Source organism: Streptomyces uncialis (genome assembly GCF_036250755.1).
GTDB lineage: Bacteria > Actinomycetota > Actinomycetes > Streptomycetales > Streptomycetaceae > Streptomyces > Streptomyces uncialis.
The window spans coordinates 6,096,951-6,122,194 of sequence record NZ_CP109583.1 but is presented as its reverse complement, the minus strand read 5'-3'; the positions used below and the strand labels follow the sequence as shown (position 1 = coordinate 6,122,194).

Sequence of the window (25,244 nt, the reverse complement as noted above, 5' to 3'; positions counted from 1 at the left end):
CCGCCCGACCCCGGACACGAGTGATCCCTGTGCGAGCCACGACGGCGCACAGGGATCACTCCTTGGGTGCGCCGGGGCCGCCCGAGCCCCGGCGCGGGCTGCCTCAGCCGGTGGCCGTCACTCCACGGCCGGCAGCGCGCTTGGGGAGGGCGGTCGGCCAGTGGGCGAGGGCCGCGGTGGCCGCGTACCACGCGGCGAGACCTCCGGCGGCGGCGAACCAGCCACCGGCCTTGGCGAGCCCGCCCGATTCCCCGAACTGCCCCAGGGCGAGCAGCAGCAGGGAGAGGGACAGCAGACCGTAGGAGACCCGGACGAGCGGCACCGTTCCCGCGGAGGCCAGGGTCAGACTGAGCGCGAGCAGCGCGAACAGCAGCAGGAACAGCCCTGCCGCGTTGGCCGAGACCTGACTGCCGGCGCCGGCGCCCCAGATGAACCAGAGGGCTCCCAGTCCGGCGAACGCCGTGCCGTTGAGGGCGTCATGGTCGCGCAGTGCCAGCAGCCCGGCGAGGAACAGCGCTATCCCGCCGAGATAGGTGGCCACGGAGACGGCGTCGGCCGCCGTCACCCCGTCGATGACCTGGGTATGGCCGATACCGAAGGCCAGCAGGGTGAGGCCGAGGGCGAGATGGCCGAGGGTGGAGGTGCTGCTTCCCGCAGAGACTTCGCTGTCCACGGCGGGCTCCCTTCAAATGCGGTCGTGCCGCGTGGTGTCGGCCGCTGGATTGCGGCCCGCGACCGCTATGTACCCGGCGCGCGGGCCGGATTCACCCCTACGCATGAGTAGATTTGTCGACCCGTTGACGCCGTCGGCCCGCCCATCGGGCCCCGGCCCGGGGGCTGTTGCCCGCACGGTCGTGCGGGGTGGGGTGGTGGGGCGCGCGCGGGGCGCGGAGCGGGGGCGGGGTCGGGTCGGGCCGGGCTCAGAGGTACCGGCCGACGGGTGGGCGCCGGGCCGGAGGTCGGATACCGGCCGACGGGGCGGGCGCCGGGCCGGGGGACGGGGCCTCACCAAGGGGCAGGACCGGGCCGGGGGGGGCGGACGTCAGCCGGTGGGACAGGGCGGCCCGGGGCGGGTCGTCAGGGGATGACGACGACGGGGCGCTGGGCGCGGCGGGCGAGCCGTCCGGCGACGGAGCCGAAGATGCGGCCGACGATCCCGTGCGTCGAGCCCACGACGATGGCGTCGGCCTCGTACTCCCGGCCGACCTCCTCCAGCTCATGGCAGATGTCGCCGCCGCGTTCGACCAGGACCCAGGGGACCTCGGCGAGGTATTCCGCGCAGGCGAGTTCGAGCCCGAGGACCTCGGTGCGGTGGTCGGGGACGTCGACGAAGACGGGGGGTTCGCAGCCCGCCCAGACGGTCGTGGGCAGCCGGTTGGCGACATGCACGATGATCAGACCGGCGCTGGAGCGGTGGGCCATGCCGATGGCGTAGGCGAGGGCCCGCTCGCTGGACATGGACCCGTCGAAACCGACGACGACTCCGTGCTTGAAGGCGGGATCGCAGGGGTGGCGTGCTTCTTCGGCCGCCAGCGGGTCGGCCGTCGGATCGGCGACCTGACGCTTGCGGTCCGCGGGTTCGAAGGATTCGTGACCGGCCATGGGTGTCTCGGCGAAGAAGATCCTCTGAGGAGGGGCGGCTGGAGGGCCCGAGCGGGGCTGCGGGCTGCGGAGCTGTCGGAGGATGCGGCTGTCAAGGAGGTCCGGGTCGGGAGCTGCGTCGGGGCTGCTGGGTCGGTACCCCGGAGCTGTGTCCGGGAATCATCTTCCCAACCCCCTACCCCCAAGGGTACGGCGACACTCCCCTCATGCCCACTGTCCCGGCGCGTACCGCTCAGTGCCGCGCCGGGGCGCGGCACACCCCGGGGGCGTACCCCGGGAGCATGCATGAGCGCCGGGCCCGCTGGCAATGGTGGCTGCCACTTACAGCCGCTTCGGGGGCCGGATGACCACATCTCTCGGACAACAGTTCGTTCAATCTGAGACGACCTGGCCGGGTCCTTTACGGGTGGTATACGCCGTAAGGGAGTCCGTCGGCCGTCCGGCGGCGACCTCTGGAGACGGGTGTGCGGGAGCCCGCGGGGGCGGTGCGGACCGGCGTGCGCCGTGGAGCGGGGAGCCGTCGGCGGGGCCCGGCGGGCGAGCCGCGAGGTGACCGTGGGAGCACCGGCGCGTTGGGCATTGCGAACCCTCTCCCATGGAAGTGCAAACATGCCAGGACCCCCTCCCCCCGTACCCGCCCCCGGTCCCGCCGCAGCGGGCATGCGCTGGGCCGTCTTCACCACCCTCGCCGTCCCGATCGCGCTCCTCACGGGCACGGCCGCACTCGCAGGAGCAACCGGTGCGGCGCTCGGTCTGATGGCGGTGGCGGCCGGGTGCCGGATACTCCTGCGGCGGACCACCCGCCGCCCGGCGGGAGCCGGCCCCGCCCGCCGTCCGTCCCCTATACGCGCCTCTTACAGGCGCACGCCGGAGAGCTGACCGGTTTCGTCGCACGCCCCCGTAAGATTTCAGCCAACTTGGCCAAGGGCGGCTTCCTTTGGTCCAGACCCCGTCCATCCCCGTTCCCACCAGGGAAGAAAGGGTCGACGGCCGGATTCGCACCCTACGCGGACCGGCCACGCACCGAATGCGTACTTCCCGAAGCGCTCCCGGAGTGCCACGCTTCGTGATCGAATGCTTTACGCCAAGTTGCCATGTCGACAATGTGCTGGGGTGCAAAAGTGGTCACGCGGGCACCACGGAACACAGTAGATTCGATCATGACTGTCTTACGGCGGGGGACTCGTGCAGGACCGAGGGGAAATGTGCTGGAGCGACAAGCCCGAGACGTTAGGGGCGCCGCGACCACCGAGGGGGGCTTAGCGCCATGAGCCACGACTCCACTGCCGCACCCGAGGCGGTCGCCCGGAAGCTATCCGGGCGACGCCGACGGGAAATAGTCGCGGTGCTGCTGTTCAGCGGCGGCCCCATCTTCGAGAGTTCGATCCCGCTCTCGGTGTTCGGTATCGACCGCCAGGACGCCGGAGTGCCGCGCTACCGCTTGCTGGTGAGCGCCGGCGAGGACGGACCGCTCAGGACGACCGGCGGACTCGAACTCACCGCGCCGCACGGCCTGGAGGCGATCGCCCGCGCGGGCACCGTCGTCGTCCCGGCCTGGCGCTCGATCACCGCGCCGCCGCCGGAGGACGCGCTCGACGCGCTGCGCCGCGCCCATGAGGAGGGCGCGCGGATCGTCGGGCTGTGCACGGGAGCCTTCGTGCTCGCCGCCGCCGGACTGCTCGACGGCCGGCCGGCCACCACCCACTGGATGTACGCGCCGACCCTGGCGAAGCGGTACCCGTCGGTCCATGTGGACCCCAGGGAACTCTTCGTCGACGACGGGGACGTACTCACCAGCGCGGGCACGGCCGCGGGCATCGATCTGTGCCTGCACATCGTGCGCACCGACCATGGCAACGAGGCGGCGGGCGCGCTCGCCCGCAGGCTCGTGGTGCCACCCCGGCGCAGCGGCGGCCAGGAGCGCTACCTCGACAGGTCTTTACCGGAGGAGATCGGCGCCGACCCCCTCGCGGAGGTCGTCGCCTGGGCGCTGGAGCATCTGCACGAGCAGTTCGACGTGGAGACGCTCGCGGCCCGTGCCTATATGAGCCGCCGGACCTTCGACCGCAGGTTCCGTTCGCTCACGGGCAGCGCGCCGCTCCAGTGGCTGATCACCCAGCGGGTCCTCCAGGCGCAGCGTCTCCTGGAGACCTCCGACTACTCGGTCGACGAGGTGGCGGGCCGTTGCGGCTTCCGCTCCCCTGTCGCGCTGCGCGGCCACTTCCGGCGCCAGCTCGGCTCCTCTCCCGCCGCGTACCGGGCCGCCTACCGGGCCCGCCGTCCGCAGGGGGAGAAACTGGTCGACGCCGGGCCGCTCACGGGGCCGGACTCCCCGGTCCCGGCGCAGACCAGGCGCACTCCTGTGGCCGGCTCGCACGGTCCGCACCCGTCCCTGTCCCCCGACCCGGGGCGGCACGGACATGGCTCGGACGTGTACGCGTCAGGGCTAATGGGGCGCCCGAGCCTGCCGGGGCAGCGGAGCGCGCCGTAGGGTAAGGCGCATGAACGATCGCATGGTGTGGATCGACTGCGAGATGACCGGACTCTCGCTGGCGAACGACGCACTCATCGAGGTGGCCGCACTGGTCACCGACTCCGAGCTGAACATCCTCGGTGACGGGGTGGACATCGTGATCCGCCCGCCGGACGAGGCGCTGGAGACCATGCCCGAGGTGGTGCGGCAGATGCACACCACCTCGGGTCTCCTCGCCGAGCTGGCGGGCGGCACCACCCTGGCCGACGCGGAGGAACGCGTCCTCGCGTACCTCCGCGAACACGTCAAGGAACCGGGCAAGGCTCCCCTGTGCGGGAACTCCGTCGGCACCGACCGCGGTTTCCTCTCCCGGGACATGCCGGACCTGGAGTCCTACCTCCACTACCGGATCGTGGACGTGTCCTCCGTCAAGGAACTGGCCCGCCGCTGGTACCCCCGGGCCTACTTCAACAGCCCCGACAAGAACGGCAACCACCGAGCGCTGGCGGACATCCGCGAGTCCATCGCCGAGCTGCGCTACTACCGCGAGGCGATCTTCGTCCCGCAGCCCGGACCGGACTCCGACACCGCCCGCAAGATCGCCGCCAAGCACGTCCTGCCCGCCTCCGACCCCACGGCGCCCACAGCTCCGTGAAACGTGTGCGCGAGCACCCTCCCGGACCCTGTACACTTTTTCTCGGCCGGTCGGTGAACCTCACGGGGAACCTTCCGATCGTGGTGGGTGTAGCTCAGCTGGTAGAGCACCTGGTTGTGGTCCAGGATGCCGCGGGTTCAAGTCCCGTCACTCACCCTGATAGATCAAGGGGCTGACCTGGTAGAACAGGTCAGCCCCTTGATCGTTCCCGCCCCCGGGAACGCGAGGGGCGGGCGCCCGTCCCGGGACCGCCGGCTTCCCGCCGCCCTCCCCGTCGCCTCCCGCCGCGCACACCACAGGCGGCACCCCACAACGGCGACAACAGCCGCCAAGGCGGCAACAGCCCGCCGGCACCCGGCACCCGGCTCTCTCCCGCGCCCGTCCGCCCCGCGCTGTCGCACCCCCCTCGTACGCTTCCGCCATGAGCGTCTCCCTCTACTACAGCGCGCACCGCGCCACACCGCTGACCGGGCCCGAGTCGGCCGCGATGGCCCGCGTGGTCGCCGCGCGCACCGCGTCGTTCCCCTACGAGGACGAGGAGGGCCTGTACCTGTACGACCAGGACCCGGCGGACCTGCGGGAGATCGTCGACGGCTCCACCAAGATGCCGTTCGACCCCGCCCGTCTGATGCCGGTGATCGTCCATGTGCTGGACTCCGTGACGGAGTTGCGCAGGACCGTCCCGGACGCCGAGTGGCGCGTACACATGGACGACCTCGACGTCCCCTGGGACGAGACGGAGGGCTACGCGTTGCCGGGGATGCGCGACGCGGACCTGAGTGCTGAACTCGCGGCGGACGGGACGCCGGGATGAGCGGGAAGGAACCGGCGCTCCCCACCCCGGAACAGCGGCGCCTCATCGACTTCGGCGAGTCCCTGTACCGCGGCATCACCCCGGACGCCGACCTCGGTCACGTCCTGCTGCCCGAGGACGACGCGGTGGCCGTCGTGCACCGCGTCCGGGGCGGCGGCACGATCCTCGTCGCGGCCGACCGCTCTGTCCTCTTCTCCGGCTCGGCCCACGACATCGGAACGGCCCTGACCGACTTCCGCGCCGGCGCCCGCACACCGCTGGAGAGGTTCCGCTCCCGGTGACCCGCGGGCGTGCCACCGCAGGGCCGCGGATATGCCGGGCGGGCCCTAGGAGATGCCACAGCGGGGCTCCGTAGGCGTCGCCCCCCCAGGTATACGCGTTGACGAGCGTCTGATCGTCAGCCCGGTGGAGCGAGTTGTGGAGCGTCGTGCCGTGCGTGCGCAGGCGGGGACGGCTGATGTTCCGGTACCGGTGGCCGGTCAGGTCGACGCGCGGGGGACCAGTTCTGTCGGGAGTACCACCGGGCGGGCCGGTGGGCGGTGTTGGCCGCGGGCGGGGCGGGGGCCTCCTGGGGTCCGGGCGATCTCCGCCAGGAGGACACCGATCATCGCCCGGCCCATGTCCTCGACGGGCTGCCGGACGCTCGTCAGGGGCGGGTCCATGTGGCGGGCCATCGCGGAGTCGTCGAAACCGACCAGCGCCACGTCGTCGGGCACCCGGCGGCCCCGGTCCCGCAGTGTCCTGCGGGCGCCCGCCGCCATCACGTCGGACCCGGCGAAGACCGCGTCCACATCGGGGCGGCGGTCCAGCAGTTCGGCCATCGCGCGCCGTCCGCCCTCCTCGGTGAAGTCACCGGGGGCGATCAGTTCCTCGTCCACCGTCAGGCCCGCGTCCTCCAGGGCCGCCCGGTAGCCGTCGACCCGGCGCCGCGCCCCGTACACGTCCAGCAGACCGGTGATCGTCGCGATCGTGCGGCGGCCCCGGGAAATCAGATGCTCCACCGCCGCCCGGCCACCGCCGAAGTTGTCGGAGTCGACCGCCGGGACCTGCTCGTCGCCGCTGCGGCGGCCGCTGATCACCGTGGGGATCGCGAGCTGGGTCAGCAGATCCGGCAGCGGGTCGTCCGCGTGGACGGAGACCAGCAGGACGCCGTCCACCCGGTGCGCCGCCAGATAGCGGGAGAGCCGGTGCCGTTCCCGGTCGCTGCCCGCGAAGATCAGCAGCAACTGCATCTCCAGATCGGCCAGTTCCGCCCCCACCCCGCGCAGGATGTCGGAGAAGTACGGCTCCGCGAAGAACCGCGCCTCCGGCTCGGGGACGACCAGCGCGATCGCGTCCGTCCGGTTCGCCGCGAGGGCGCGGGCCGCGGTGTTGGGGACGTACCCCAGGTCGGCCACGGCCGCCTCCACGGCGGCGCGGGTGCGGTCGCTGACCCGGGGCGAGCCGTTGATCACCCTCGACACCGTGCCCCGGCCCACCCCCGCGCGGGCGGCCACCTCCTCCAGGGTCGGCCGTCCTCCGCCACGACCGCGTGTCGCCTGACCCGTCATCGCCCGCCACCTCCGTAGTACGCCGGTCACCCGGCCTCTGATGGCCCGGCCCGGCTTCCGCCCCGCCACCCGCGAGCGCACGACCCCGACGGCCCGTACGCGTTCCCGAGCGGTCCGTATGTCTTCCCGGCCGGCCCGTGTGTGTGCTCAGCCGGTCCTTGTGTGTTCCCGGCCGCTCCGCCCGTCCCGCCGGGCACCTGCCCCGGGCCCGCGGTCCCTGACCCGCCGTCGGACGCCGGGGGAACCCGTACGTCCCGCGCCGGGCGAGGAATGTAACAGCCTCCCACCCGGAATCCACCTCCCTGATCACCGCGAGCCCTGAACAGGGCCGTGCCGCAGCCGTGTTGGCGTGCTCGTCCAGCACGGACGACGCCCGGCGGACATGGCCGGGCCGGGACGTGGGCGGTCACTCGCGGGACGCGCTCCTGGCGGCGGTCCGGTGGTCGATCGACGCCCGGACCTGCCGAGGGGTCGGCGGTGATGCCGCTGTCCCCGGTCGCGGGTCACCGCGTTCCGCGGGACGGCCTGCCGGGGGTGTCCGTCCGGTACCGGGCCCGGGTCCGGGGGCCAGGTCCGGACCCGGACCCGGGGACCGGGCCCGTCGCGCCCCGGCCGCATGGGGGAAGCCTCGGCCGGGTCGCGTTCTTCGGGTGTGGGGGTTCGTGGTGTGGGGGGCGGGCCGGCCGGGGCGTGGAGGAAGGGGACCCGGGCCGGCCCGGTCCATGAGGCGGGGCGCCGTGGGGGAAGCGCCCGGGACCGGCGGTCGGCTACCCGTAGGCGGTGAACACCTGGGTGACGACGCGAGGTCGGTGGACGGCCGGACCACCGGGACATGGCTTGCCCCGGGGCCGTTCCGTGCCCTCGGAGGGGACGCCGCCCGTGGGGGGCGGGTACGACGTCCTCGGCGAGAGCCGCGAGTGGTGGGGGGTAGCACTCGCGGGGGTGTGCGAGGGCCTGGGGGAGCCGCTCGCGGTGGGGGTGTCCCGTAGGTACGGGGCGAAGGCGGACGCACCCCCGGCGACGGCGGGCGCGGCTACGGTCGCGTCCGCCGTCCTGTGCCGGGCACGGACTTCACGTCGGTGCGTCCTGGTCATGGGGGTGCCTTCGTCTCCTTGTACGGGGGTGGGGGCGGCCCCGTTCTGGGGGTGGGCCGCGGAGCAGCACGTTAGCGGGTTGCATCGCGACAAATCGCTCCCGCTCGGGGGGTTGGGGGGCTTCTTATGCCGCCCTTAAGGACCACATCGGGGAACGGAAAGGTCGCGGGGGTGGTTTCCGGTATCCCTGGCGGGTCCCAGTAGTACTCACGCGGTTCCCCGTGCCCCTGCGGTTCCCCACCTGGGCGCACCTCTTCCCGTGCGGGTACGTCCGGGGGTGCGCAGTTCCCCGCGGGTCGCCTTCGCTTGCGCCTCTGGGGTTCCACACCTGCGCGTACCTCTTCCCGTGCGGGTACGTCCGGGGGTGCGCAGTTCCCCGCGCCCCTGGGTTTCCTGTGCTGGGCGCGCTTGTTCCTGTGCCGTCGCTCGTCGGGTGCGCAGTTCCCCGCGCCCCTGAGGTTGCGCCCCTTGCGGTTGCCGTTCGGCTGCGGATGGGGCTTGGTTGCTCGCGCAGTTCCCCGCGCCCCTGGGTTTCCTGTGCTGGGCGCGCTTGTTCCTGTGCCGTCGCTCGTCGGGTGCGCAGTTCCCCGCGCCCCTTTGGGGGCGCCCCTTGCGGTCGCCCATTCGGCTGCGGATGGGCCTTGGTTGCTCGCGCAGTTCCCCGCGCCCCTTTGGGGGTGCCACCTGGGGCTGTCGTCCGGCTGAGGGCTGGCATCAACCGGGCCGGGGTTCACACCCCTCCTCGCGGACTCGCCCGGCTACGGGAGGGGGTGGGCGGGAATCTCTGCCCGCAGACTCCGATGCTCTTCAGTCGGGTCACTGGACGGTGTACCGAGCGCGTTGGAGCGAGGACGGAGAATCCCGACCGGCACCGACCCGAAGAACAAACAGAACGCGCCCCAAAGGGGCGCGGGGAACTGCGCGAAGACGAGGACGGCCCCGCACCCGAAGAGCGACCGCAAGGGGGCAGCATCCAGGGGCGCGGGGAACTGCGCGAAGCCACCGAGCGACGGCACAGGAACGGAGTACGTCCCGCCGGACAGACCTCGCAAGCGCAAGCGAAGGCGACCCGCGCAGGGGCAAGTACGTCCCGCCGGACAGACCTCAAAAGCGCGAGCGAAGGCGACTCAGCGGAGAGCGAACCTGCGCCGCTTGCGGACGCCGCCCCGGTGGCCCCGTCCCGCGACCCGCGCCGCGCCCACCTGTATCCACACCCGTATCTCCGCGCCCCCGAGCACCGAGTGCCCGATCCGCACATCGCCCCCGGTCGCCTCGGCCATCCGCCGCACGATGTCCAGCCCCAGTCCGGTGGAGCCCGCCTTCCCGGACCCGCCGCCCCGGGCCATCGCGGCGGCGGGGTCCCCGATGCCGGGCCCCGCGTCGGACACCAGCACGATCACCGCGTCGTCCCCGTTGTGGACGTCCACCGCGAACGCGGTCCCCTCCGGGGTGTGCCGGAACACGTTCCCGAGCAACGCGTCGAGCGCGGCCACGAGATCGGCGCGCGCCACGGGTATCCGTACCGGCCGCTCCACCCCCGCGACCCGCACCTTGCGTCCCTCGTCCTCCGCGAGCGCCGACCAGAAGTCCATCCGCTCCCGGACGACCTCCGCCACATCGCTGCCGGCCCCGGGCCCGACCGCCGCGGTCTGCGGCTTGGCCTCGCGGGCGGTGCGGATGATGGTGTCGACCTCGCGTTCGAGCTGGTGCACCGCGGCGCGGGTCTGGTCGGCGGCGGGCCCGTCACCGAGGGACGCGGCGTTCAGCCGCAGCACGGTCAGCGGGGTCCGCAGCCGGTGCGACAGATCCGCGGCCAGCTCGCGTTCGTTGGCGAGGAGCTGGACGACCTGGTCGGCCATCGAGTTGAACGCGACCGCGGCGAGCCGCAGTTCCTTGGGGCCCTCCTCGGGCACCCGGGCCCCCAGTTTGCCCTCACCGAGTTCCCCGGCCGCCCCGACGAGCCGCTGCGCGGGCTGCACCATCCGCCCGCCGAGCCGGTCGGCCACCGCGACGGAGCCGATGACGAGACCGACCCCGACCCCGGCGAGCACCAGCCACGCGGTGCTGACGCCCTTGCCGACCTCCGAGTCGGGCACGAAGATCTCCACCACGGCGTTCTTCCCGGTGGGGAGCGCGCTGGGCTGGAGCAGCGCGAAACCGCCGGGCACCTCCGTGATGGAGGCCCTGCCGTGCATCCGCGCCGCGTCGAGGGCCCGGTCGGCGACCCGCTGCTGTCCGATCCCGGTCGCCGCGTCCTGCCCGATGGGCGGGAGATGCACGGTGGTCCGCTGCTCCGACCCGGCGGTCATGATGGCGCGTTCGAGCTTGTCCCGGTCGGTGGTGATGGTGAGGGCAGGCACGATCGACGCGGCCTGCCGTTCCGCGTCGGACATGGCGCGGTCCCGGGCCATCTCCTTGATCACCAGCCCGAGGGGGACGGCGAAGGCCACCACGACCATGGTGGTCACCGCCAGGCATACCTTGACGAGTGCCCATCTCACCGCGGCGGCTCCAGCTTCACACCGACCCCGCGCAGGGTGTGGAGGTAGCGCGGGCGGGCCGCGGTCTCCCCCAGTTTCCGGCGCAGCCAGGACAGATGGACGTCGATGGTCTGGTCGTCCCCGTAGGACTGCTGCCACACCTCGGCGAGGAGTTCCTTGCGGGCGACGACCACCCCGGGCCGTCCGGCGAGGAACGCCAGGAGATCGAACTCACGCCGGGTCAGGTCGAGCGTCGCGCCGTCCAGTTCGGCCTGGCGGCGCAGCGGATCGATCGACAGTCCGCCGACCTGGATGACCCGACTCGGCGGCGCCTCTGCCGTGTTGCCGCGCGAGCGGCGCAATACCGCCGCCATCCGCGCGGAGAGGTGCTCCACGGAGAATGGTTTCGTCAGATAGTCGTCGGCCCCGTCGTTGAGCAGCCGGACGATCTCGTTCTCGTCATCGCGCGCGGTCGCCACGATCACGGGTACGTCGGTGAGGCCGCGCAGCATCTTCAGCGCCTCCGCCCCGTCGAGATCGGGCAGTCCGAGGTCCAGGATGACCAGGTCGAACGGGAAATGAGCCACCTCACGGAGAGCCTCCAGGGCGGTCCCGACGCTGCGTACGGTGTGGGACGCGTCGGTCAGATGCCGGATGAGGGCCGAGCGTACGAACTGGTCGTCCTCGACGACGAGCACACGTGCCATGAGCGGCACCGTACGCCATGCGGGTCAGGCCGGTCGCCGGGGGACGGTGCTGTCCCAGGGGGCGACAGAGCGGGGTGGGGTGCGGCAGGATGACCGACGATGCGCAGGGGACTTCTTCATTTCTCGGCTTGGACGCTCTCCACGGGCGCGGCGGTCACGCTGTCGTGGTGGGGCGTTCATTCGGTGATGTCCGGTACGGCCTACGATCCCCCGCGGGCGCTGCCGATCACCGGGCAGGACGCCACACCGGAGCTGTCCTCGACCGACCGTCCGGAGCCCCGGAAGTCCGCCGACCCGACGCCCAGGACCCGTACGGGCGACGGGGGTTCGCAGGGCGTGGCCCGGACGCCGGCCCGGGTGCCGTCGACCGCGCCGGTGACCGCTCCCCCGCCCTCGCCCAAGCCCTCGTCGGCCCCGTCCTCGGGCACCCCGGGCGCAGATGAGCCGATGGGGGCGACCGGTTCCGCGCCGGGTTCCGTCAAGAGCTACGCGACGGACGGGGGCCGGGCCGTCTTCGACATCGGGGCGGACTCCGTGGAGCTGGTGTCGGCGACACCCGCGGCGGGCTGGTCGATGCAGGTGTGGAAGCAGGCGGGGCTGGGTTGGATCCGGGTGGACTTCCAATCGGGTGAGAAACGGGTGTCCGTGATCGCCACCTGGCACGAGGTCGAGCCCAAGGTGAGCGTCAACACGTACTGACCCGGCCTTGACCGGCCGGACGCGGGTAGATCCGGGGGACCCGGCGGCGGGCCGGGCGGTCAGCCGGGGAACGCGTTGACCGGGGGCCGGGGCGAGTCCCTGGCCGTGGCGTCCCGGACGGGGAGCGCCCCCGCGGTGAAGTCACGCAGGGCCGTGCCGTGTTCGATCCGGGCGCCCTGCGGGTCGGTGGCGGCCCGGCGGCCGAGTTCCGGGACGGGCAGCGGGAGTGCCGCGGCGATCAGCACCGCGTTGCCGAACCGGCGCCCGCGCAGCACCCCGGGCTCCGCGATCAGCGCCGTCTCGGGGAACACGTTCCGCACCGTGGCGATCTGCCCGCGCAGATAGGTGAGCGGCGGTCCGTCCGCGATGTTCGCCGTGTACCAGCCCCCGGGGGTCAGTACCCGGCGGACCTCGGCGACGTACTCGACGCTGGTGAGATGGGCCGGGGTGCGGGCCCCGCTGAACACATCCGCGATGACGAGGTCGGCCCATCCGTCGGGCACCGCGCCGAGCGCCTCGCGCGCGTCCATCGACCGCACCCGGACCCGTACCCCGGACGCCAGGGGAAGTTCCGCGCGGACGAGACGGACGAGGGCCTCGTCCCGTTCCGCGATCTGCTGGGTGGAGCGGGGGCGGGTGGCGGCGACGTAGCGGGCGAGGGTGAAGGCGCCGCCGCCGAGGTGCAGCACCCGCAGCGGCCGGCCGGGCGGGGCCAGCAGATCGATGGCGTGCCCGATCCGGCGCTGGTACTCGAAGCCGAGGTGCTCCGGGTCGTCGAGGTCGACGTGCGACTGGGGGGCGCCGTCGATGAGCAGCGTCCAGGCGCGGGGCCGGTCGGGGTCGGGCACCAGTTCGGCACGTCCGCCGCCGACGTCCGCGACGACGGACTCCCGGTCGCCCCGCCGCCGGGACCGCCCCCGCCCGACGGCACCGTCCTCCGGCCCGCCCCCGCCGTCCGTACCCGCACCGGCACCCGTACCCGTGCCCGTGCCCGTACCGCCGGGGAGCGACCCCTTCCCCCGCTTGCTCCGCTGCTGCTCGGCCTGCTTCTGCTGCTTCTGCTTGGCTTGCTTCTGCTGCTTCGCCCGCGGAGCCCGTTCCCGTGCCATCGGGCCATTATCGGCGCGTCCCGGCGGCCCGGCAGCGCCGCCGCCCCCTCCCCGGGCGGCGGCGGGCTCAGCAGCAGTTGTCGGCCGCCTCGATGAGCCGGGCCGCCTGCCCCAGCGCCTCCCGCAGCACCGCCGGGTCGGTGACCCGGTCGTCCTGGCCCGGGGGCAGCAGCCAGCCGGTGCCCGCGACGGGCGGTTCGGGCACCGCGCCCGCGAGCGCGGCGAGGGGCACGCCCCGGCCGAAGGTGCGGGTGCAGGCGCTGCCCGGTACGTCCCAGCCGTCGGCGGTGCCGGGCGGCACCAGGAAGCCGAGGGTGCGGCAGCGGTTGTCGTGCAGGACGGGGCCCGCGGCGTCGCCCCGGCGCAGGATGTCCACCGCCTCCAGGCCCTGCCGGGCGGACACGGTCACCAGGTCGCACTCCCCGGCGGACACGCTCCCCGGCGGGGACGGCGGGGCCCCGCCGCTCGCGGTGGATGGCAGGGGCACGCCCGTCGGCGCGCCCGGCGTAGCAGGTGTGCTGGGTTTCATCCCGGCCTCCAACACGGAACCCGCTCCTCGGTCGAGCGGGTGGATGTGACTGATGGCTCCCCGTCCTCGTGGTTCAACGCCGGAGGGCGTCAACGGCTACGGCGCCACGCCGCCGCAAAGGATGGCACTTCATGGCAGATCGTGGGTGAGATATCCGTTTTATTGGCAAACCCTGTGTGGCGGTCCGATCACAGCCGGTACGTTCGTGCCCCGCCGGACCGGAGCGGGGACCACGGGCGCACCGGACATGTCGGTCCGGGCCGTGACGCCCCGCTGGGGTCCGGCAGGACGCGCACGAGAGGTTCCGGCCATGGCGTCGTCAGCGAGGCCCTCCAGAACGCCCGCCCCGGCGGGCGGCCCGGCTCCGGCACCACCGCCGGGCCGCGGTCCGCTGCCCCCGGCACCCCGGACGAACACCGTCTTCCGGGAACTGCGCGGGGCGAGGTCGCCCGGGGAGTTCGCGGCGGTGGTGCGGCGGGCGGCCCGGGACATCGGGGAGCGGGTGAGCTGTGACGCCCGCTACATCGGACGGGTGGAGGCGGGTGAGATCCGCTGCCCCAACTACGCGTACGAGCGGGTGTTCCTGCATATGTTCCCCGGCCGCACCCTCGCGGACCTGGGCTTCGCGCCGCGGTCGGCGGTACGGGGCCGGGGGGCGCGTGCGGGGGCGTCCGTACCGCCCGAACCGGCCGCCGTCCACGGCCCCGTCCATCCGATCGAGCAGTACGAGATCCAGAACCACGAGGAGAGCGACGTGCGGCGTCGCGCATTCATGACCGGCGGTCCGGCCACGGTGGCCGTCTCGCTGACGCCCGCCACGGCCGCGGCCCTGCCGGTCCCGGCCCCCCGCGCGGCGGACCCCGGCGGGGCCCGGCGGGCCGGTGAGGCCGAGGCGCTCGCCGTCGAGGACGCGGTACGCCGTATCCGGGTGCTGGACGACCGGCACGGCGCGGACGGGCTCTACCGGCGGGCCGCGGTCCCGCTGCGGACCGCCTTCGAGCTGCTCGACGCGGCGACCGGGCGCCGGGCGACCGCCGACCGGCTGCACGCGGGGGCCGGGGAGCTCGCCATCTCGGTGGGCTGGCTCGCCCATGACTCGGGCCGCTTCGCGGACGCCCGTTCGCACTACGCCGAGGCGCTGGCGACGGCCCGGATGTGCGGGAACGCGGGGGTGGAGGCGCACGCGTTCTGCAACACGGCGTTCCTCGCCCGGGACGCGGGACGCCCCCGGGAGGCCGTACGGGCCGCGCAGGCGGCCCAGCGGGCGGCCCTGGAGCTCGGCTCGCCCCGGCTGCTGTCGCTGCTGGCGCTGCGGGAGGCCGGGGGCTGGGCCGGGCTCGGGGACCGCCCGGGGTGCGAGCGGGCGCTGGCGCGGGCGCGGGACCTCTTCGACCGGGGGGTGACGGACGCGGACCCCGAGTGGATGTCCTTCTACGGGGAGGCGGAGCTGGCGGGGCTGGAGGCGCAGTGCTGGTCCGCGCTCGGGGAGTGGGCGCGGGCCGCGCGGTTCGCGCGGCGGGCCGCGGAGCTCCAGGAACCGCACTTCGTGCGGAACACCGCGCTGTACACCGCCGAGCTGGCGGACGATCTCGCGCGGGCGGGGCGGCCGGACGAGGCGGCGGCGGCCGGGGAGCGGGTCGTGTCGCTGCTGGACGAGGTGCAGTCCTCGCGGGTGCGGTCGATGCTGGCGGAGACGGTACGGGTGCTGTTGCCTCACCGGCGGGCGGGAGGTGTCGGCGGCTTCCTCGACCGCTATGCGGCGCTGCCCCGCCCGGCGTAACGCCTTCCGCCTTCGCTTGCGCCTCCGAGGTCCGTCCGGCTGGACGCACCTGTCCCTGTGCGGGTCGTTCGTGGGTGCGCAGTTCCTCGCGCCCCTGGGTTACCTGTGCTGGGCGTACTTCGTTCCTGTGCCGTCGCTCGGTGCGTTTGCGCAGTTCCCCGCGCCCCTTTGGGGGCGCCCGGCTGGGGCTGTCGTCCGGCTGCGGACTCTGAGCGAGCGGGGTCGGGGTTCAAACCCCCCTCCTCGCGGACTCGCACGTCTACGGGAGGGGGTGGGCGGGAATCTCTGCTCGCAGACTCCGATGCTCTTCAGTGGAGCAACTGGACGTGTTACCGAGCGTGTCGGATCGAGGACGGAGAATCCCGACCGGCACCGACCCGAAGAACAAGCCGGATGCGCCCCAAAGGGGCGCGGGGAACTGCGCGAAGACGAGAACCGGCCCGCACCCGAAGAGCGACCGCAGGAGGCAGCATCCAGGGGCGCGGGGAACTGCGCACCCCACGAACGACGGCACAGGAACGAAGTACGCACACCCGGACAGACCTCGGAAGCGCACAGCGAAGGCGCCCCGTGAGGTTGACGGGAGGCAACCCCCCAGGGGAACAGTGGCGTCTTGCGGAAACGGGGGCGCCCGCCTTCACGGCGTTCACATACACCGTAAAGTGGGCGCGCGGCCACGGCTGCCGCACGGAGTGAGGAGACCTTGGATGCCGAATCGCGGACCGTCCGACACCGGGGCGGGAGCCGAGCCGGTACCAGGGACAGGGCACAGGCACCGGCTCCGCTGGTGGACCGAACTCCCGTTGCTCCTGCTCGTGTACCTCGCGTACTCCGCCGGACGGCTCCTCGCCCGGGGTGACGTGAGCACCGCCGTCGACCACGGACTGGCGATACTCCGGGCCGAGAAGGCACTGTGGCTGAACGCCGAGCACCCGCTGAACCGCCTGTTCACCGAGCACGCGTGGATAGGCGTCCCGGCGGACTTCTGGTACGCCTCGCTGCACTACCTGGTGACACCGGCCGTGCTGATCTGGATGTTCCGCTCGCGCCGGGTCCACTACCGCGCGGCCCGCACCTGGCTGCTGCTCTCCACGTTCATCGGACTCATCGGATTCACCCTGGTCCCGACGTGCCCGCCCAGGCTGCTGGACGCGACGCACGGCTTCGTCGACACCATGGCGCAGTACAGCGCGTACGGCTGGTGGGGCACCGAGGCCAGCGCCCCGCGCGGGCTCGGCGGGATGACCAACCAGTACGCGGCGATGCCGAGCCTGCATGTGGGCTGGGCCCTGTGGTGCGGGGTCGTCCTGTGGCGGCACGGCGGCCGGGGGCCGCTCATGCGGACGGCGGCCGTGGCGTACCCGCTGATCACCACCGTCGTGGTGATGGGGACGGCGAACCACTACTTCCTCGACGCGGTCGCGGGCGCGGCCGTGATGGGCGCGGGACTGCTGCTGACGGCACCGGGGCTGCGGTTCGTGGACCGGCTGCGGGCGCGCTACGCGACGGCCCGCGCCGAGGCCATGACCGGCGTCGTGCCGGGTGCCACGGCGGGTGCCGGCGCGGGTGCCGTGGCGGGGCACGGCCGCGCGGCCGGGGCGGACCCGGTGAGGGCGCCGGCGGGTGTCGCGGTACGGGCCGGGACGGGCGGAAGTTCCCCGGTTGTCGGTGGTGGGTGCCAGACTGCGGCGGGTGAGCGAATTCCCCGACAGCGCAAGCAGTCCGCCGAGCACGGTCCCCGTTCCTCCGAAGCGGGGGACGGCTCTCCGGCACCGGCTCGCTGAGCTGCGCGGCCCCGTACCGGCGAAGGCCATGGACGCCCGCTCGCTGGCGGCGCTCGCGGTGAACCCGGGGTGCGGGCGCCGGGCCCTGCTGGACGGCGCGGGGGTCGACAAGGGCGCGGTGGCGGAGCGGCTCGGGGCGCCCGCGGTGTCGGGGCAGTCGCAGTTCGCGATCGTGCGGGGACACGCGTTCGAGGCCCGGGTGAAGCGTGACGGCGGCGCGGAGCTGCTGCGGCTGGCCCATGAGCGGCTCGACCCGTCGGCCCCGGCCCCGGGGCCGGACACGGCCCGGATGCCCCCGCTGTCGGCGGCCGGCGGCCAGGAGGCCCGGGTCGCGCGGACGGCGCTGGCGCTGCGGGAGGCCGCCGCGTCCCCGGGTGTGTGGACGCTGCTGGACCATCCGATGCTGTCGCTGGACGTGGCGGGGACCCCCGCGTTCCTGGAGCCCGACGCGGTGGTCGTCCACCCCGACGGGCGGTGGAGCGTGGTGGAGATCAAGTCGTTCCCGATGATCGACGGTTCGGCCGAGCCCGCGAAGGTGGGCGCCGCCGCCCGGCAGGCCGCCGTGTACGTCCTGGCGCTGGAGCGGGTGGCCGCCCGGCTGGACCCGGCACCCGAGGTGGACCACCGGGCGCTGCTGGTGTGTCCGAAGGACTTCTCCAACCTCCCGGCGGCGGCGCCCGTCGATCTGCGCAAGCAGTTGTCGGTGACCCGGCGTCAGCTGGCCCGGCTCACCCGGGTCGAGGAGATCGCCGCCGTGCTGCCCGAGGGCGCGACCTTCGACGCGGAGCAGTCCCCCGGCTCGCTGGGCGCGGCCGTGGAGGCGGTGCCCGCGGCGTACGCGCCCGAGTGCCTGTCGGCGTGCGAGCTGGCGTTCCACTGCCGGGCACGGGCCCGGGAGCAGGGCGCGGTGACCGCCATCGGCCGGTCGGTCCGCGGTGAGCTGGGCGGGCTGACCACGGTGGACGCGGTGCTCGCAGCGGCGGCGGGCCAGGCCGGTGACCCGGCGGACCCGACCGTCGCGGCGCTGCGCCGCGCGGCGGCCCTGCGGGACGAGGCGCTGGGCGCGGTGCCCGGCCCGGCGCGCGGGTCGGTCCTGTGCTGACGCCGTCGCCCGGGTCCGCCACGCGCGCGGGAGGTGCGGGATGTCGCTGATCGGGCATCTGGCGCGGCTGGAGGCCGTGGCCGGTGGACGGGCGCGGCCGGTGGCGACGGTGCGGCACCGGCATCTGTCGCAGCGGCCGCTGGTCCTCGTACCGCTGACGACCGCCGGTGAGGCGGGCGCCCCGCTGGGCGCGCTGGTGGGGACGGAGCGGACGGCCCCCCGGGTGCTGTTCGTGGCGCAGCCGAGGGACCGGGAGCTGCGGTTCGCGTTCCTCGCCGCGCTGGCGGACGAGATCCTGCCGTACATCGACGACCACGCGGGCACGGTCGAGGCCGCCGAGCGCACCGAGACGGACCCGGAGACCGGTAAGCGGGTGAAGGTCGAGGTCGAGCTGTGCGCGGACGCGCCGCAGATCGTCGTCCCGAGCCGGGGCGGTGTCGACTTCGTGCGGCTGCTGGGCCGCTCGATGCGCTTTCGCCGGACGGCCGAGCAGGACCCCGAGGCGCCGTACCCGGCTCCGCCGCGGGTCCCGCTGCTGGGCCGCTGGCTCACCCACTACGGGGAGCGGGCCCGGGTGCCCGGTTCGTCGCTGCTGCCCGCGATGACGGATCTGCTGGCGCGGCACTGGGCGACCGGTCAGTCCTCGCTGGAGGACCAGCATCTGGGCGCGCTGCTGGCGTGGCTGGAGGCGCCCGAGGGGACCTCCGGGGCGGACGCGGCGCTGCGGGCCGAGCGGGCGCGGGACGCGGACGGCCAGTTGCTGTGCCCTCCGGCGGGTCCGGCGACGGACCCGGCGTTCGACAACAAGCTGCTGGCCCCGGCGATCGAGCGTTACGACCGGGCCCGGGTCGAGCTGGCGGCGGCGGAGGACGGGATCGAGGCCGACGACCGGCTGGGGGCGCTCACGGAGGCGGAGCACGCGATCCGCGCGCTGGTGGTGAGCCGGACCCGGCCGACCTGGGACGCGGTGTGGCGGGGTCTGGACCTGCTGTGCAAGCTGCCCGTGGGCGCGCGGGTCGAGGAGCGGTGGACCCGGGACCGCTGGTCGTTCACCGGGCACCGGGACCGGGTGCTGTCGGGCGAGCCCCCGCAGCCGCGCCGGGACGACGCGGTGACCGCGGCGAACAAGCTCGCCGCGCGGGAGCGCGAGCAGGCCCGGCTGGACGCCCAGGAGGCGCTGGACGATCCGCTGGTGATGGCGGGGCGGCGGCTGGCCGGTGAGGCGTTCGCGGGTGAGGTGACCGAGTCGGTGATGGCGTACAGCGAGGGCAAGCGGCCGAGCCCCCGGCCGCTGGTCACGGTGCGTACCGAGGACCGGCCGCATCTCGCGGTGGGCACGAAGGTGTACCGCTCGCTGGGCGGCAAACCGCAGACCGCCCAGTTCGTGGGGTACGCGGAGCTCCCGGAGGAGGTCTCCCCCGGTGTCCCGGATCCGCGCGACCCGGACACCCGCGCGGACGCCCTCATGGACACCCGCCCGGACGGCGGCGGGGACGGTACTCCGGCGCTGGTGCTGCGGATCACCGACCGGATGGGCCGGGGCAAGGAGCCGGAGGCCGGTTCGGTGCCCGAGAAGGGGGACATGCTCTGCTGGACGCTCTTCGAGCACGATCAGCGCGGCGGGCCGAAACTGCCGGACCCGGAGAACACCCCGTGGACCCACGGGGGTCCGCCCGGTGACGCCGCCGACCGGCCCGAGCAGCCCGACCAGGTGACCGGAGAGGACATCCTGTGACCCCGACGACCGGCCCCGGCCGGACCGGCGCCCCCGCCGACCCGGGCGCCGCCGCCGCCCGCGCCACCGAGGCGATCCTCCGCGACACCCTGCACGGCACCCACCGGGGCGTCGTCGTGGATTCCCCGCCCGGCGCCGGGAAGTCGACCCTCGTGGTCAACGCCGCACTCGAACTGGTCGCCGCCGGACGCCCGCTGATGGTCGTCGCGCAGACCAACGCCCAGGTGGACGATCTGGTGCTGCGGCTCGCGGAGAAGGCCCCGGACGTCCCCGTCGGACGGCTGCACAGCAGCGACCCGGACGCCTACGACAAGGCGCTGGACGGACTGCCCCAGGTGCGCAAGTCGACCAAGGCGGGGGACCTCGCGGGTCTGGACGTGGTGATCTCCACCGCCGCGAAGTGGGCGCATGTGAAGGACGTGGAGCCGTGGGGGCACGCGATCGTCGACGAGGCGTACCAGATGCGCTCGGACGGGCTGCTCGCGGTGGCGAACCTCTTCGAGCGCGCGCTGTTCGTGGGCGACCCCGGGCAGCTCGACCCGTTCTCGATCGTCGGCGCGGAGCAGTGGGCGGGGCTGAGTTACGACCCGTCGGCGAGCGCGGTGAGCACGCTGCTCGCGCACAACCCCGAACTGCCGCAGCACCGGCTGCCGGTGTCCTGGCGGCTGCCCGCGTCGGCGGCGCCGCTGGTGTCGGCCGCGTTCTACCCGTACACGCCGTTCCGCAGCGGCACGGACCACGGCGTACGCGCGCTGCGGTTCGGGGTGGCGTCGGACGGCTCCGCGCCGGACCGGGTGATCGACGAGGCCGCCGCGTCGGGCTGGGGCCTGCTGGAGCTGCCGCCCCGGCACACCCCCCGTACGGACCCCGAGGCGGTACAGGCCGTGGCGCTCGTGGTGCGCAGACTGCTGGACCGGGGCGGGTCGACCGTCTCGGAGCGGGGTCCCGATCCGGCGCCGCTGACCGCCGGGCGGATCGCGGTGGGGACGGCGCACCGCGACCAGGCGGCGGCGGTCCGGGCGGCGCTCACGGAGCTGGGCGTGGGCGGGGTCACCGTCGACACGGCGAACCGGCTCCAGGGGCGTGAGTACGACGTCACGGTGGTGCTGCACCCGCTGTCCGGGCGTCCCGACGCGACGGCGTTCCATCTGGAGACGGGCCGGCTGTGCGTGCTCGCGTCCCGGCACCGGCACGCGTGCATCGTGGTCTGCCGCGGTGGCGTCACCGAGCTCCTGGACGACCATCCGTCGACCGAGCCGGTCCAGCTCGGCGTCACCCTGAAGTTCCCCGACGGCTGGGACGCCATGATGACCACCTGGGACCACCTCTCCCACCACCGGATTCCGCACCCGTGACGGGTCCCGCGCGCCTCTGGGCGACCGTCCGCGGGTACGTGTGCACCCGGAGGGTAGGGACATACGGGCGCGAGCGGAGGCGGCCCCTCGCGGGCGACAATGGAACACGGCCCTGGCCGCAGACACCGAGGAGGACACACCACATGTCGGAGCCCGAGCGGGTCACCCCTTCACGGCCCCCGCGGCGCCCCGCCGCGCTCCTCTTCGAGCCCACCGAGATCACGGCGGACGCGGAGCACTTCTTCGACCTGGAGTCGATCGACGACCCCCGTGATCTGCTGAGCCGCGCCACCGAGCTGACCCACGCGTTCCGCGCGGCCACCGACCGCTCGGTCGAGTTCCAGGCGATCGCCGCCGCCCGGCTCGCGGACCCGCGCCGCTTCGACCGGCTGACCACGGCGGACATCGCCGAACGCGCGGAGTGGACGGAGGACTACGCCCGGAAGATGGTCGAGTTCGGCCGTGACCTGCTGAGCGCGGCCCACCCCGACGAGGGCTGACCCGGCCAGGAAACGGGCCGGCCCACGTCCGTCACCCGGTCACGGGTCAGGGGCCACGGGCACGAGTCACGGGCCACCGGAAGAAGGTTCGCGTCGTCCGGGGGCGGCGGCACAAGATTTCTTGGCATATGCCGGGCGGGCAAGATACTCCACCCCGCCCCCTCGTGTCCCGAATTTCGGCAACTCACCGAAACGGCCCCCTTACCCCGGGTAAACCTAGGTGTCATGAGCAACGATCCGCATCCCCGCCGGGACCGGGAACGCCCTGGTTCCGGTGACCGGCACGAGCAGGACGACCGGCCCGAGGTCCATGAGGTCTCCGCCGAGGGAGCCGCTTGGCTCGCCTCCGCAGGAACGTATCCGCAGGACACCCTCGACCAGTGGGCCGCCCGCCCCGCCACCCCCCACGTGCTGCCCTGCGGCACGGCGTTCGACGTGGTGAACACCCCCGCGCTGTTCGGCCGCGCGATGCTCGACCGGCTGTGGGGCGAGGGCCCCGGCTCCGGTCCCGTGGCGAGCCACCGGGGCCGGATGCTGCTGTTCGCCGCGCCCGGCACCGCGCACCGGTTGCCCGCGTTGCTGCGGTGGGAGGAGTGGGGTCCTGGGCGGGCCGGGGTGCCCCCGCTGCTGTGCCACGGCACGGGGGACGCGGTGACCGTACCGCCGCTCGCCGGGAGCACGCCCGACCCGGGCGGCCCGGAGGGGAGCTGTTCGCGCTGGGTCGTCGCGCCCGACACCCGCCGTCCCTGGCTGCCGGGGCCGGAGATCCTGCTGTGGGCGAGCGTCCGGGCCGCCCGCGCGGTGGCCGGGGCGGCCGTCAAGGTATCGATTTTTCCTGGCCCGGATCAGGGTGCTAAGGTCTACGACGTCAGCAGGCGCCGCTAGCTCAGTTGGTTAGAGCAGCTGACTCTTAATCAGCGGGTCCGGGGTTCGAGTCCCTGGCGGCGCACAGACGGCGAAGGCCCCTCGTGAGAACGGGGGGCCTTTCGCGTGTCGCGTACGGCCCTGGGGGTCCGGGGTCCGGGTTCCGCTGGGTCGCCTTCGCTTGCGCCGCTGGGTCTGCCCTTGCGGGCGCACTTGTTCCTGTGCGGGTCGTTCGTGGGTTGCGCGGTTCCTCGCGCCCCTGGGTGCTGCCCCACTCGGCCGGTTCTCGGGTGCGGGTGCGCCCTCGCGTTCTGCGCGGTTCCCCGCGCCCCTTCGGCCGCTCCAGGTGGACGCACCTTCGTCCGGTGCGGGTCGTACGTGGGTGCGCGGTTCCTCGCGCCCCTGGGTGCTGCCCCACTCGGCCGGTTCTCGGGTGCGGGTGCGCCCTCGCGTTCTGCGCGGTTCCCCGCGCCCCTTCGGCCGCTCCAGGTGGACGCACCTTCGTCCGGTGCGGGTCGCCCGTGGGTTGCGCAGTTCCCCGCGCCCCTCAGGTCGCACCAGGTGAGCGCACCTTCGCCGGGTGCGGGTCGTCCGTGGGTGCGCAGATTCTCGCGCCCCTTCGGTCGACCGGCCGGCCGGTCGACCTCGGCGGGGGGGTCAGCTTGTGGAGATGGTCAGGGGCCAGGTGCCTGTGGGGGTTCGGGGTTCCACCGTGATGTGGACCTTGAGGCGCTCGCCGGGGACCGTGAAGGTCTCGCCCGGGAGTACCGGGGCGTCCGCGAGCGGCGGGTACACCGAACGGTCCCCGCACGCGTCCGTCGCCGGATGCGCGTCGACCACCTCGACCGGACCGGCGCCCGAGGCGGCCTCGCTGCGGATCCGGTAGACCAGCACCCCCTCCGTACAGGTCGAGGTGTCGTTGCCGACGGCGCCGCGGGCCTCGATGGCGACGGCGGTGGTCCGGCCCGTACGGACCACCGCGAGCTTCGTACCGCCGTCGGTGCCGGAGTGCCGCGCCGGCCTGAAGGGGCCGACCAGCTGCGCCACCGCGCCCGCCATAGCACGGGCCGACTCCTTCGCCGCGTCCCGCGCCTCGGCCACCGTGGACGCGCCGGGCCGCGGGCCCCCCGGCACCCGAGGACCGTCGCCGGTCGCCGTGTCCCGCCCCCGGGTCGCCGACAGCGTCTCCAGGGTGAGCCGGGTGTCACCCCGGCCCTGGACGCACACCACCTGCCCGGGGTCCAGCCAGCCCAGCTTCCACTTGTGCCAGCCGAAGAGGTCCGGGGCCAGCCCGAACTGGCTGCCCATGACGTCCCAGTCGCCGACATGCGTGTCCCAGTCGCCCTTGCCGTCGGCGGGGCGGTGATAGAGGTCGGGCAGGTCGAACACATGTCCGGTCTCGTGTGCGAGGACGTTGCGGTCCGGGGGGTGCCGTTCGAAGACGGTGACGATCCGGCGGATGGCCGTGCCGTCCGCCTCCACGGGACGCTCGAAGTTGACGACCTTCGTGGCGTCGGAGTCGACACCCGGCGCGTCCGGGTCGGCCACGAAGTACACGACGTCGAAGTCGGCGAAGTCGACATGCGGATCGGCCGCCGCGACCGCGTCCCGCAGATAGGCGGAGCGGTGCTCGGCGTCCCAGTCCCGCTCTATCGCGTACGCGGTCGACGGCTTGGGCATCCTGATCCAGTCGTCCCGCGGATGGGGGCGCAGGGCGAACCGGCCGTACGAGGCACGCTCGTAGAACCGGTCCGTGGCCGGGAAGTAGTCGGCGGCCAGCTCACCGGGGGTGGTCAGCGGGCGGGCGTCCGGGAAGGCGAGGAAGACCATCACCGCGTCGAGGGCGCGCACCGGACGCGGATACGCGCCGTTCCAGGTGTCCAGGCCCTCCGAGTGGTGGGCGGTGGTGCGTTCCAGCGCGCAGGGACCGGTGAACGGCTCGGCGATGGCGGGTCCCGCGACCAGGGAGGTCGCCACCAGGGCGGCCAGCGAGGTCAGCGCGGCGGTCCCGCGCAGCCAGGAGCGCTCGCGCCGCAGCCCCGGCACGCCGGGGCGGAACCGACCGGGCACGGCGACCTCCGGGGACGGACAGCGGTACACACCGCACCCACCCTGCTGTGGATCGCCCCGCTTTGCCTTGTTTGAGTGGACCGGCCGGGTGAGGGGAATCCGCCGGAGCACCCGGGTTTGGCGGGATCTTCCAGGGGAGATCCCGCTGTCATGCGCCGGTTCCGGACATCCGGCCGCACCCGGTCGGCCCAACCGGGCGGATGATCACAGAAAGTCACTCGCGGTCGGGTGTGATCGCTTCTGGCCGACCTCGGCGCCCGACCAAGCGGAAACGGTCCGCCAAAGGGGGCGCACAACGGGGTGACACCGGTGTGTGGCTGGCTCACCCGCCGGAGCAGGCTC

Annotated in this window: 21 protein-coding genes, 2 tRNA genes and 1 pseudogene; 15 read left to right on the top strand and 9 right to left on the bottom strand. The window is 73.8% G+C overall.

Going from position 1 to position 25,244, the window contains the following annotated elements:
- Positions 1-103 precede the first annotated feature (103 nt).
- Together OG711_RS25600 and OG711_RS25595 are read right to left on the bottom strand one after the other, a co-directional pair.
- Positions 104-673: a GPR1/FUN34/YaaH family transporter gene (locus OG711_RS25600; protein WP_073793837.1), complete on the bottom strand. Its 570-nt coding sequence runs from the start codon at positions 671-673 to the stop codon at positions 104-106.
- 404 nt (positions 674-1,077) lie between these two features.
- Complete coding sequence (locus OG711_RS25595) at positions 1,078-1,602, bottom strand: universal stress protein (RefSeq protein ID WP_329560650.1); 525 nt, start codon at positions 1,600-1,602, stop codon at positions 1,078-1,080.
- A gap of 609 nt (positions 1,603-2,211) precedes the next feature.
- On the opposite strand from OG711_RS25595, the gene OG711_RS25590 reads away from it, so the two are divergent.
- The 6 genes from OG711_RS25590 to OG711_RS25565 all read left to right on the top strand — a co-directional run bounded on the left by OG711_RS25590 (position 2,212) and on the right by OG711_RS25565 (position 5,825).
- The gene (locus OG711_RS25590) at positions 2,212-2,481 is read left to right on the top strand and encodes a hypothetical protein (RefSeq protein ID WP_329560648.1); all 270 of its coding nucleotides are present in this window, start codon (positions 2,212-2,214) and stop codon (positions 2,479-2,481) included.
- A gap of 388 nt (positions 2,482-2,869) precedes the next feature.
- A complete protein-coding gene (locus tag OG711_RS25585; protein WP_073793839.1) occupies positions 2,870-4,093 on the top strand; it encodes a helix-turn-helix domain-containing protein in 1,224 nt (407 codons plus the stop codon).
- 10 nt (positions 4,094-4,103) lie between these two features.
- Positions 4,104-4,730 (top strand): oligoribonuclease, encoded by a 627-nt coding sequence (gene orn / locus OG711_RS25580; protein ID WP_073793840.1) that lies wholly within the window; start codon positions 4,104-4,106, stop codon positions 4,728-4,730.
- An 83-nt stretch (positions 4,731-4,813) separates the two neighbouring features.
- A tRNA-His gene (locus OG711_RS25575) sits at positions 4,814-4,886 on the top strand.
- 265 nt (positions 4,887-5,151) lie between these two features.
- Positions 5,152-5,544, top strand: a complete 393-nt coding sequence (locus OG711_RS25570) for a hypothetical protein (RefSeq protein ID WP_073793841.1) — start codon at positions 5,152-5,154, stop codon at positions 5,542-5,544.
- Positions 5,541-5,825, top strand: a complete 285-nt coding sequence (locus OG711_RS25565) for a hypothetical protein (RefSeq protein WP_073793842.1) — start codon at positions 5,541-5,543, stop codon at positions 5,823-5,825. The genes OG711_RS25570 and OG711_RS25565 overlap by 4 nt, the downstream gene beginning before the upstream one ends.
- 49 nt (positions 5,826-5,874) lie before the next feature.
- On the opposite strand, the pseudogene OG711_RS25560 reads toward OG711_RS25565, so the two are convergent.
- From OG711_RS25560 to OG711_RS25545, 4 genes and pseudogenes are all read right to left on the bottom strand, one after another.
- Positions 5,875-5,988 (bottom strand): annotated as a pseudogene (locus OG711_RS25560) (transcriptional regulator); the annotation flags it as partial.
- A 35-nt stretch (positions 5,989-6,023) separates the two neighbouring features.
- Positions 6,024-7,094 (bottom strand): LacI family DNA-binding transcriptional regulator, encoded by a 1,071-nt coding sequence (locus tag OG711_RS25555; protein ID WP_329560645.1) that lies wholly within the window; start codon positions 7,092-7,094, stop codon positions 6,024-6,026.
- Between the two features lie 2,221 nt (positions 7,095-9,315).
- The gene (locus OG711_RS25550; protein WP_073793846.1) at positions 9,316-10,689 is read right to left on the bottom strand and encodes a HAMP domain-containing sensor histidine kinase; all 1,374 of its coding nucleotides are present in this window, start codon (positions 10,687-10,689) and stop codon (positions 9,316-9,318) included.
- Positions 10,686-11,375 carry a response regulator transcription factor gene (locus OG711_RS25545; RefSeq protein ID WP_178391174.1) on the bottom strand — a complete coding sequence of 230 codons (690 nt, stop codon included), beginning with the start codon at positions 11,373-11,375 and terminating at the stop codon, positions 10,686-10,688. The genes OG711_RS25550 and OG711_RS25545 overlap by 4 nt, the downstream gene beginning before the upstream one ends.
- 99 nt (positions 11,376-11,474) lie before the next feature.
- Here OG711_RS25545 and OG711_RS25540 point away from each other — a divergent pair, with 99 nt between their 5' ends.
- Positions 11,475-12,074, top strand: a complete 600-nt coding sequence (locus tag OG711_RS25540; RefSeq protein ID WP_073793847.1) for a hypothetical protein — start codon at positions 11,475-11,477, stop codon at positions 12,072-12,074.
- A gap of 59 nt (positions 12,075-12,133) precedes the next feature.
- Here the strand turns inward: OG711_RS25540 and OG711_RS25535 are convergent, their stop codons facing one another.
- Positions 12,134-13,183, bottom strand: a complete 1,050-nt coding sequence (locus OG711_RS25535) for a spermidine synthase (RefSeq protein WP_329560641.1) — start codon at positions 13,181-13,183, stop codon at positions 12,134-12,136.
- 67 nt (positions 13,184-13,250) lie between these two features.
- Complete coding sequence (locus OG711_RS25530) at positions 13,251-13,712, bottom strand: hypothetical protein (RefSeq protein ID WP_073794390.1); 462 nt, start codon at positions 13,710-13,712, stop codon at positions 13,251-13,253.
- Between the two features lie 310 nt (positions 13,713-14,022).
- On the opposite strand from OG711_RS25530, the gene OG711_RS25525 reads away from it, so the two are divergent.
- The 8 genes from OG711_RS25525 (at position 14,023) to OG711_RS25490 (ending at position 22,917) form a co-directional block, all read left to right on the top strand.
- Positions 14,023-15,492, top strand: a complete 1,470-nt coding sequence (locus OG711_RS25525) for a hypothetical protein (RefSeq protein WP_329560639.1) — start codon at positions 14,023-14,025, stop codon at positions 15,490-15,492.
- 707 nt (positions 15,493-16,199) lie between these two features.
- A complete protein-coding gene (locus OG711_RS25520; RefSeq protein ID WP_329560637.1) occupies positions 16,200-17,276 on the top strand; it encodes a phosphatase PAP2 family protein in 1,077 nt (358 codons plus the stop codon).
- A complete protein-coding gene (locus tag OG711_RS25515) occupies positions 17,185-18,378 on the top strand; it encodes a hypothetical protein (protein ID WP_329560635.1) in 1,194 nt (397 codons plus the stop codon). The genes OG711_RS25520 and OG711_RS25515 overlap by 92 nt, the downstream gene beginning before the upstream one ends.
- Positions 18,379-18,418: 40 nt before the next feature.
- The gene (locus OG711_RS25510) at positions 18,419-20,113 is read left to right on the top strand and encodes a hypothetical protein (RefSeq protein ID WP_329560633.1); all 1,695 of its coding nucleotides are present in this window, start codon (positions 18,419-18,421) and stop codon (positions 20,111-20,113) included.
- Positions 20,110-21,468 (top strand): AAA family ATPase, encoded by a 1,359-nt coding sequence (locus tag OG711_RS25505; protein ID WP_073793851.1) that lies wholly within the window; start codon positions 20,110-20,112, stop codon positions 21,466-21,468. Before OG711_RS25510 ends, OG711_RS25505 begins: the two co-directional genes overlap by 4 nt.
- 143 nt (positions 21,469-21,611) lie before the next feature.
- Positions 21,612-21,968: a hypothetical protein gene (locus tag OG711_RS25500; RefSeq protein WP_073793852.1), complete on the top strand. Its 357-nt coding sequence runs from the start codon at positions 21,612-21,614 to the stop codon at positions 21,966-21,968.
- A gap of 225 nt (positions 21,969-22,193) precedes the next feature.
- Positions 22,194-22,853, top strand: coding sequence for a hypothetical protein (locus tag OG711_RS25495; protein WP_266515897.1), 660 nt, complete (start codon positions 22,194-22,196; stop codon positions 22,851-22,853).
- Positions 22,844-22,917 (top strand) — tRNA-Lys (locus OG711_RS25490). The genes OG711_RS25495 and OG711_RS25490 overlap by 10 nt, the downstream gene beginning before the upstream one ends.
- Before the next feature lie 572 nt (positions 22,918-23,489).
- Here OG711_RS25490 and OG711_RS25485 read toward each other — a convergent pair.
- Positions 23,490-24,902: a M6 family metalloprotease domain-containing protein gene (locus OG711_RS25485; protein WP_329560631.1), complete on the bottom strand. Its 1,413-nt coding sequence runs from the start codon at positions 24,900-24,902 to the stop codon at positions 23,490-23,492.
- Between the last annotated feature and the right edge of the window lie 342 nt (positions 24,903-25,244).

Coding starts and splice junctions, on each gene's coding strand:
- OG711_RS25500 (WP_073793852.1), top strand. CDS start 21,612: ATGTCGGAGCCCGAGCGGGTCACCCCTTCACGGCCCCCGCGGCGCCCC.
- OG711_RS25590 (WP_329560648.1), top strand. CDS start 2,212: ATGCCAGGACCCCCTCCCCCCGTACCCGCCCCCGGTCCCGCCGCAGCG.
- OG711_RS25520 (WP_329560637.1), top strand. CDS start 16,200: ATGCCGAATCGCGGACCGTCCGACACCGGGGCGGGAGCCGAGCCGGTA.
- OG711_RS25545 (WP_178391174.1), bottom strand. CDS start 11,375: ATGGCACGTGTGCTCGTCGTCGAGGACGACCAGTTCGTACGCTCGGCC.
- OG711_RS25570 (WP_073793841.1), top strand. CDS start 5,152: ATGAGCGTCTCCCTCTACTACAGCGCGCACCGCGCCACACCGCTGACC.
- OG711_RS25525 (WP_329560639.1), top strand. CDS start 14,023: ATGGCGTCGTCAGCGAGGCCCTCCAGAACGCCCGCCCCGGCGGGCGGC.
- OG711_RS25535 (WP_329560641.1), bottom strand. CDS start 13,183: ATGGCACGGGAACGGGCTCCGCGGGCGAAGCAGCAGAAGCAAGCCAAG.
- OG711_RS25530 (WP_073794390.1), bottom strand. CDS start 13,712: ATGAAACCCAGCACACCTGCTACGCCGGGCGCGCCGACGGGCGTGCCC.
- OG711_RS25565 (WP_073793842.1), top strand. CDS start 5,541: ATGAGCGGGAAGGAACCGGCGCTCCCCACCCCGGAACAGCGGCGCCTC.
- OG711_RS25495 (WP_266515897.1), top strand. CDS start 22,194: ATGAGCAACGATCCGCATCCCCGCCGGGACCGGGAACGCCCTGGTTCC.
- orn (WP_073793840.1), top strand. CDS start 4,104: ATGAACGATCGCATGGTGTGGATCGACTGCGAGATGACCGGACTCTCG.
- OG711_RS25555 (WP_329560645.1), bottom strand. CDS start 7,094: ATGACGGGTCAGGCGACACGCGGTCGTGGCGGAGGACGGCCGACCCTG.
- OG711_RS25595 (WP_329560650.1), bottom strand. CDS start 1,602: ATGGCCGGTCACGAATCCTTCGAACCCGCGGACCGCAAGCGTCAGGTC.
- OG711_RS25540 (WP_073793847.1), top strand. CDS start 11,475: ATGCGCAGGGGACTTCTTCATTTCTCGGCTTGGACGCTCTCCACGGGC.
- OG711_RS25510 (WP_329560633.1), top strand. CDS start 18,419: ATGTCGCTGATCGGGCATCTGGCGCGGCTGGAGGCCGTGGCCGGTGGA.
- OG711_RS25585 (WP_073793839.1), top strand. CDS start 2,870: ATGAGCCACGACTCCACTGCCGCACCCGAGGCGGTCGCCCGGAAGCTA.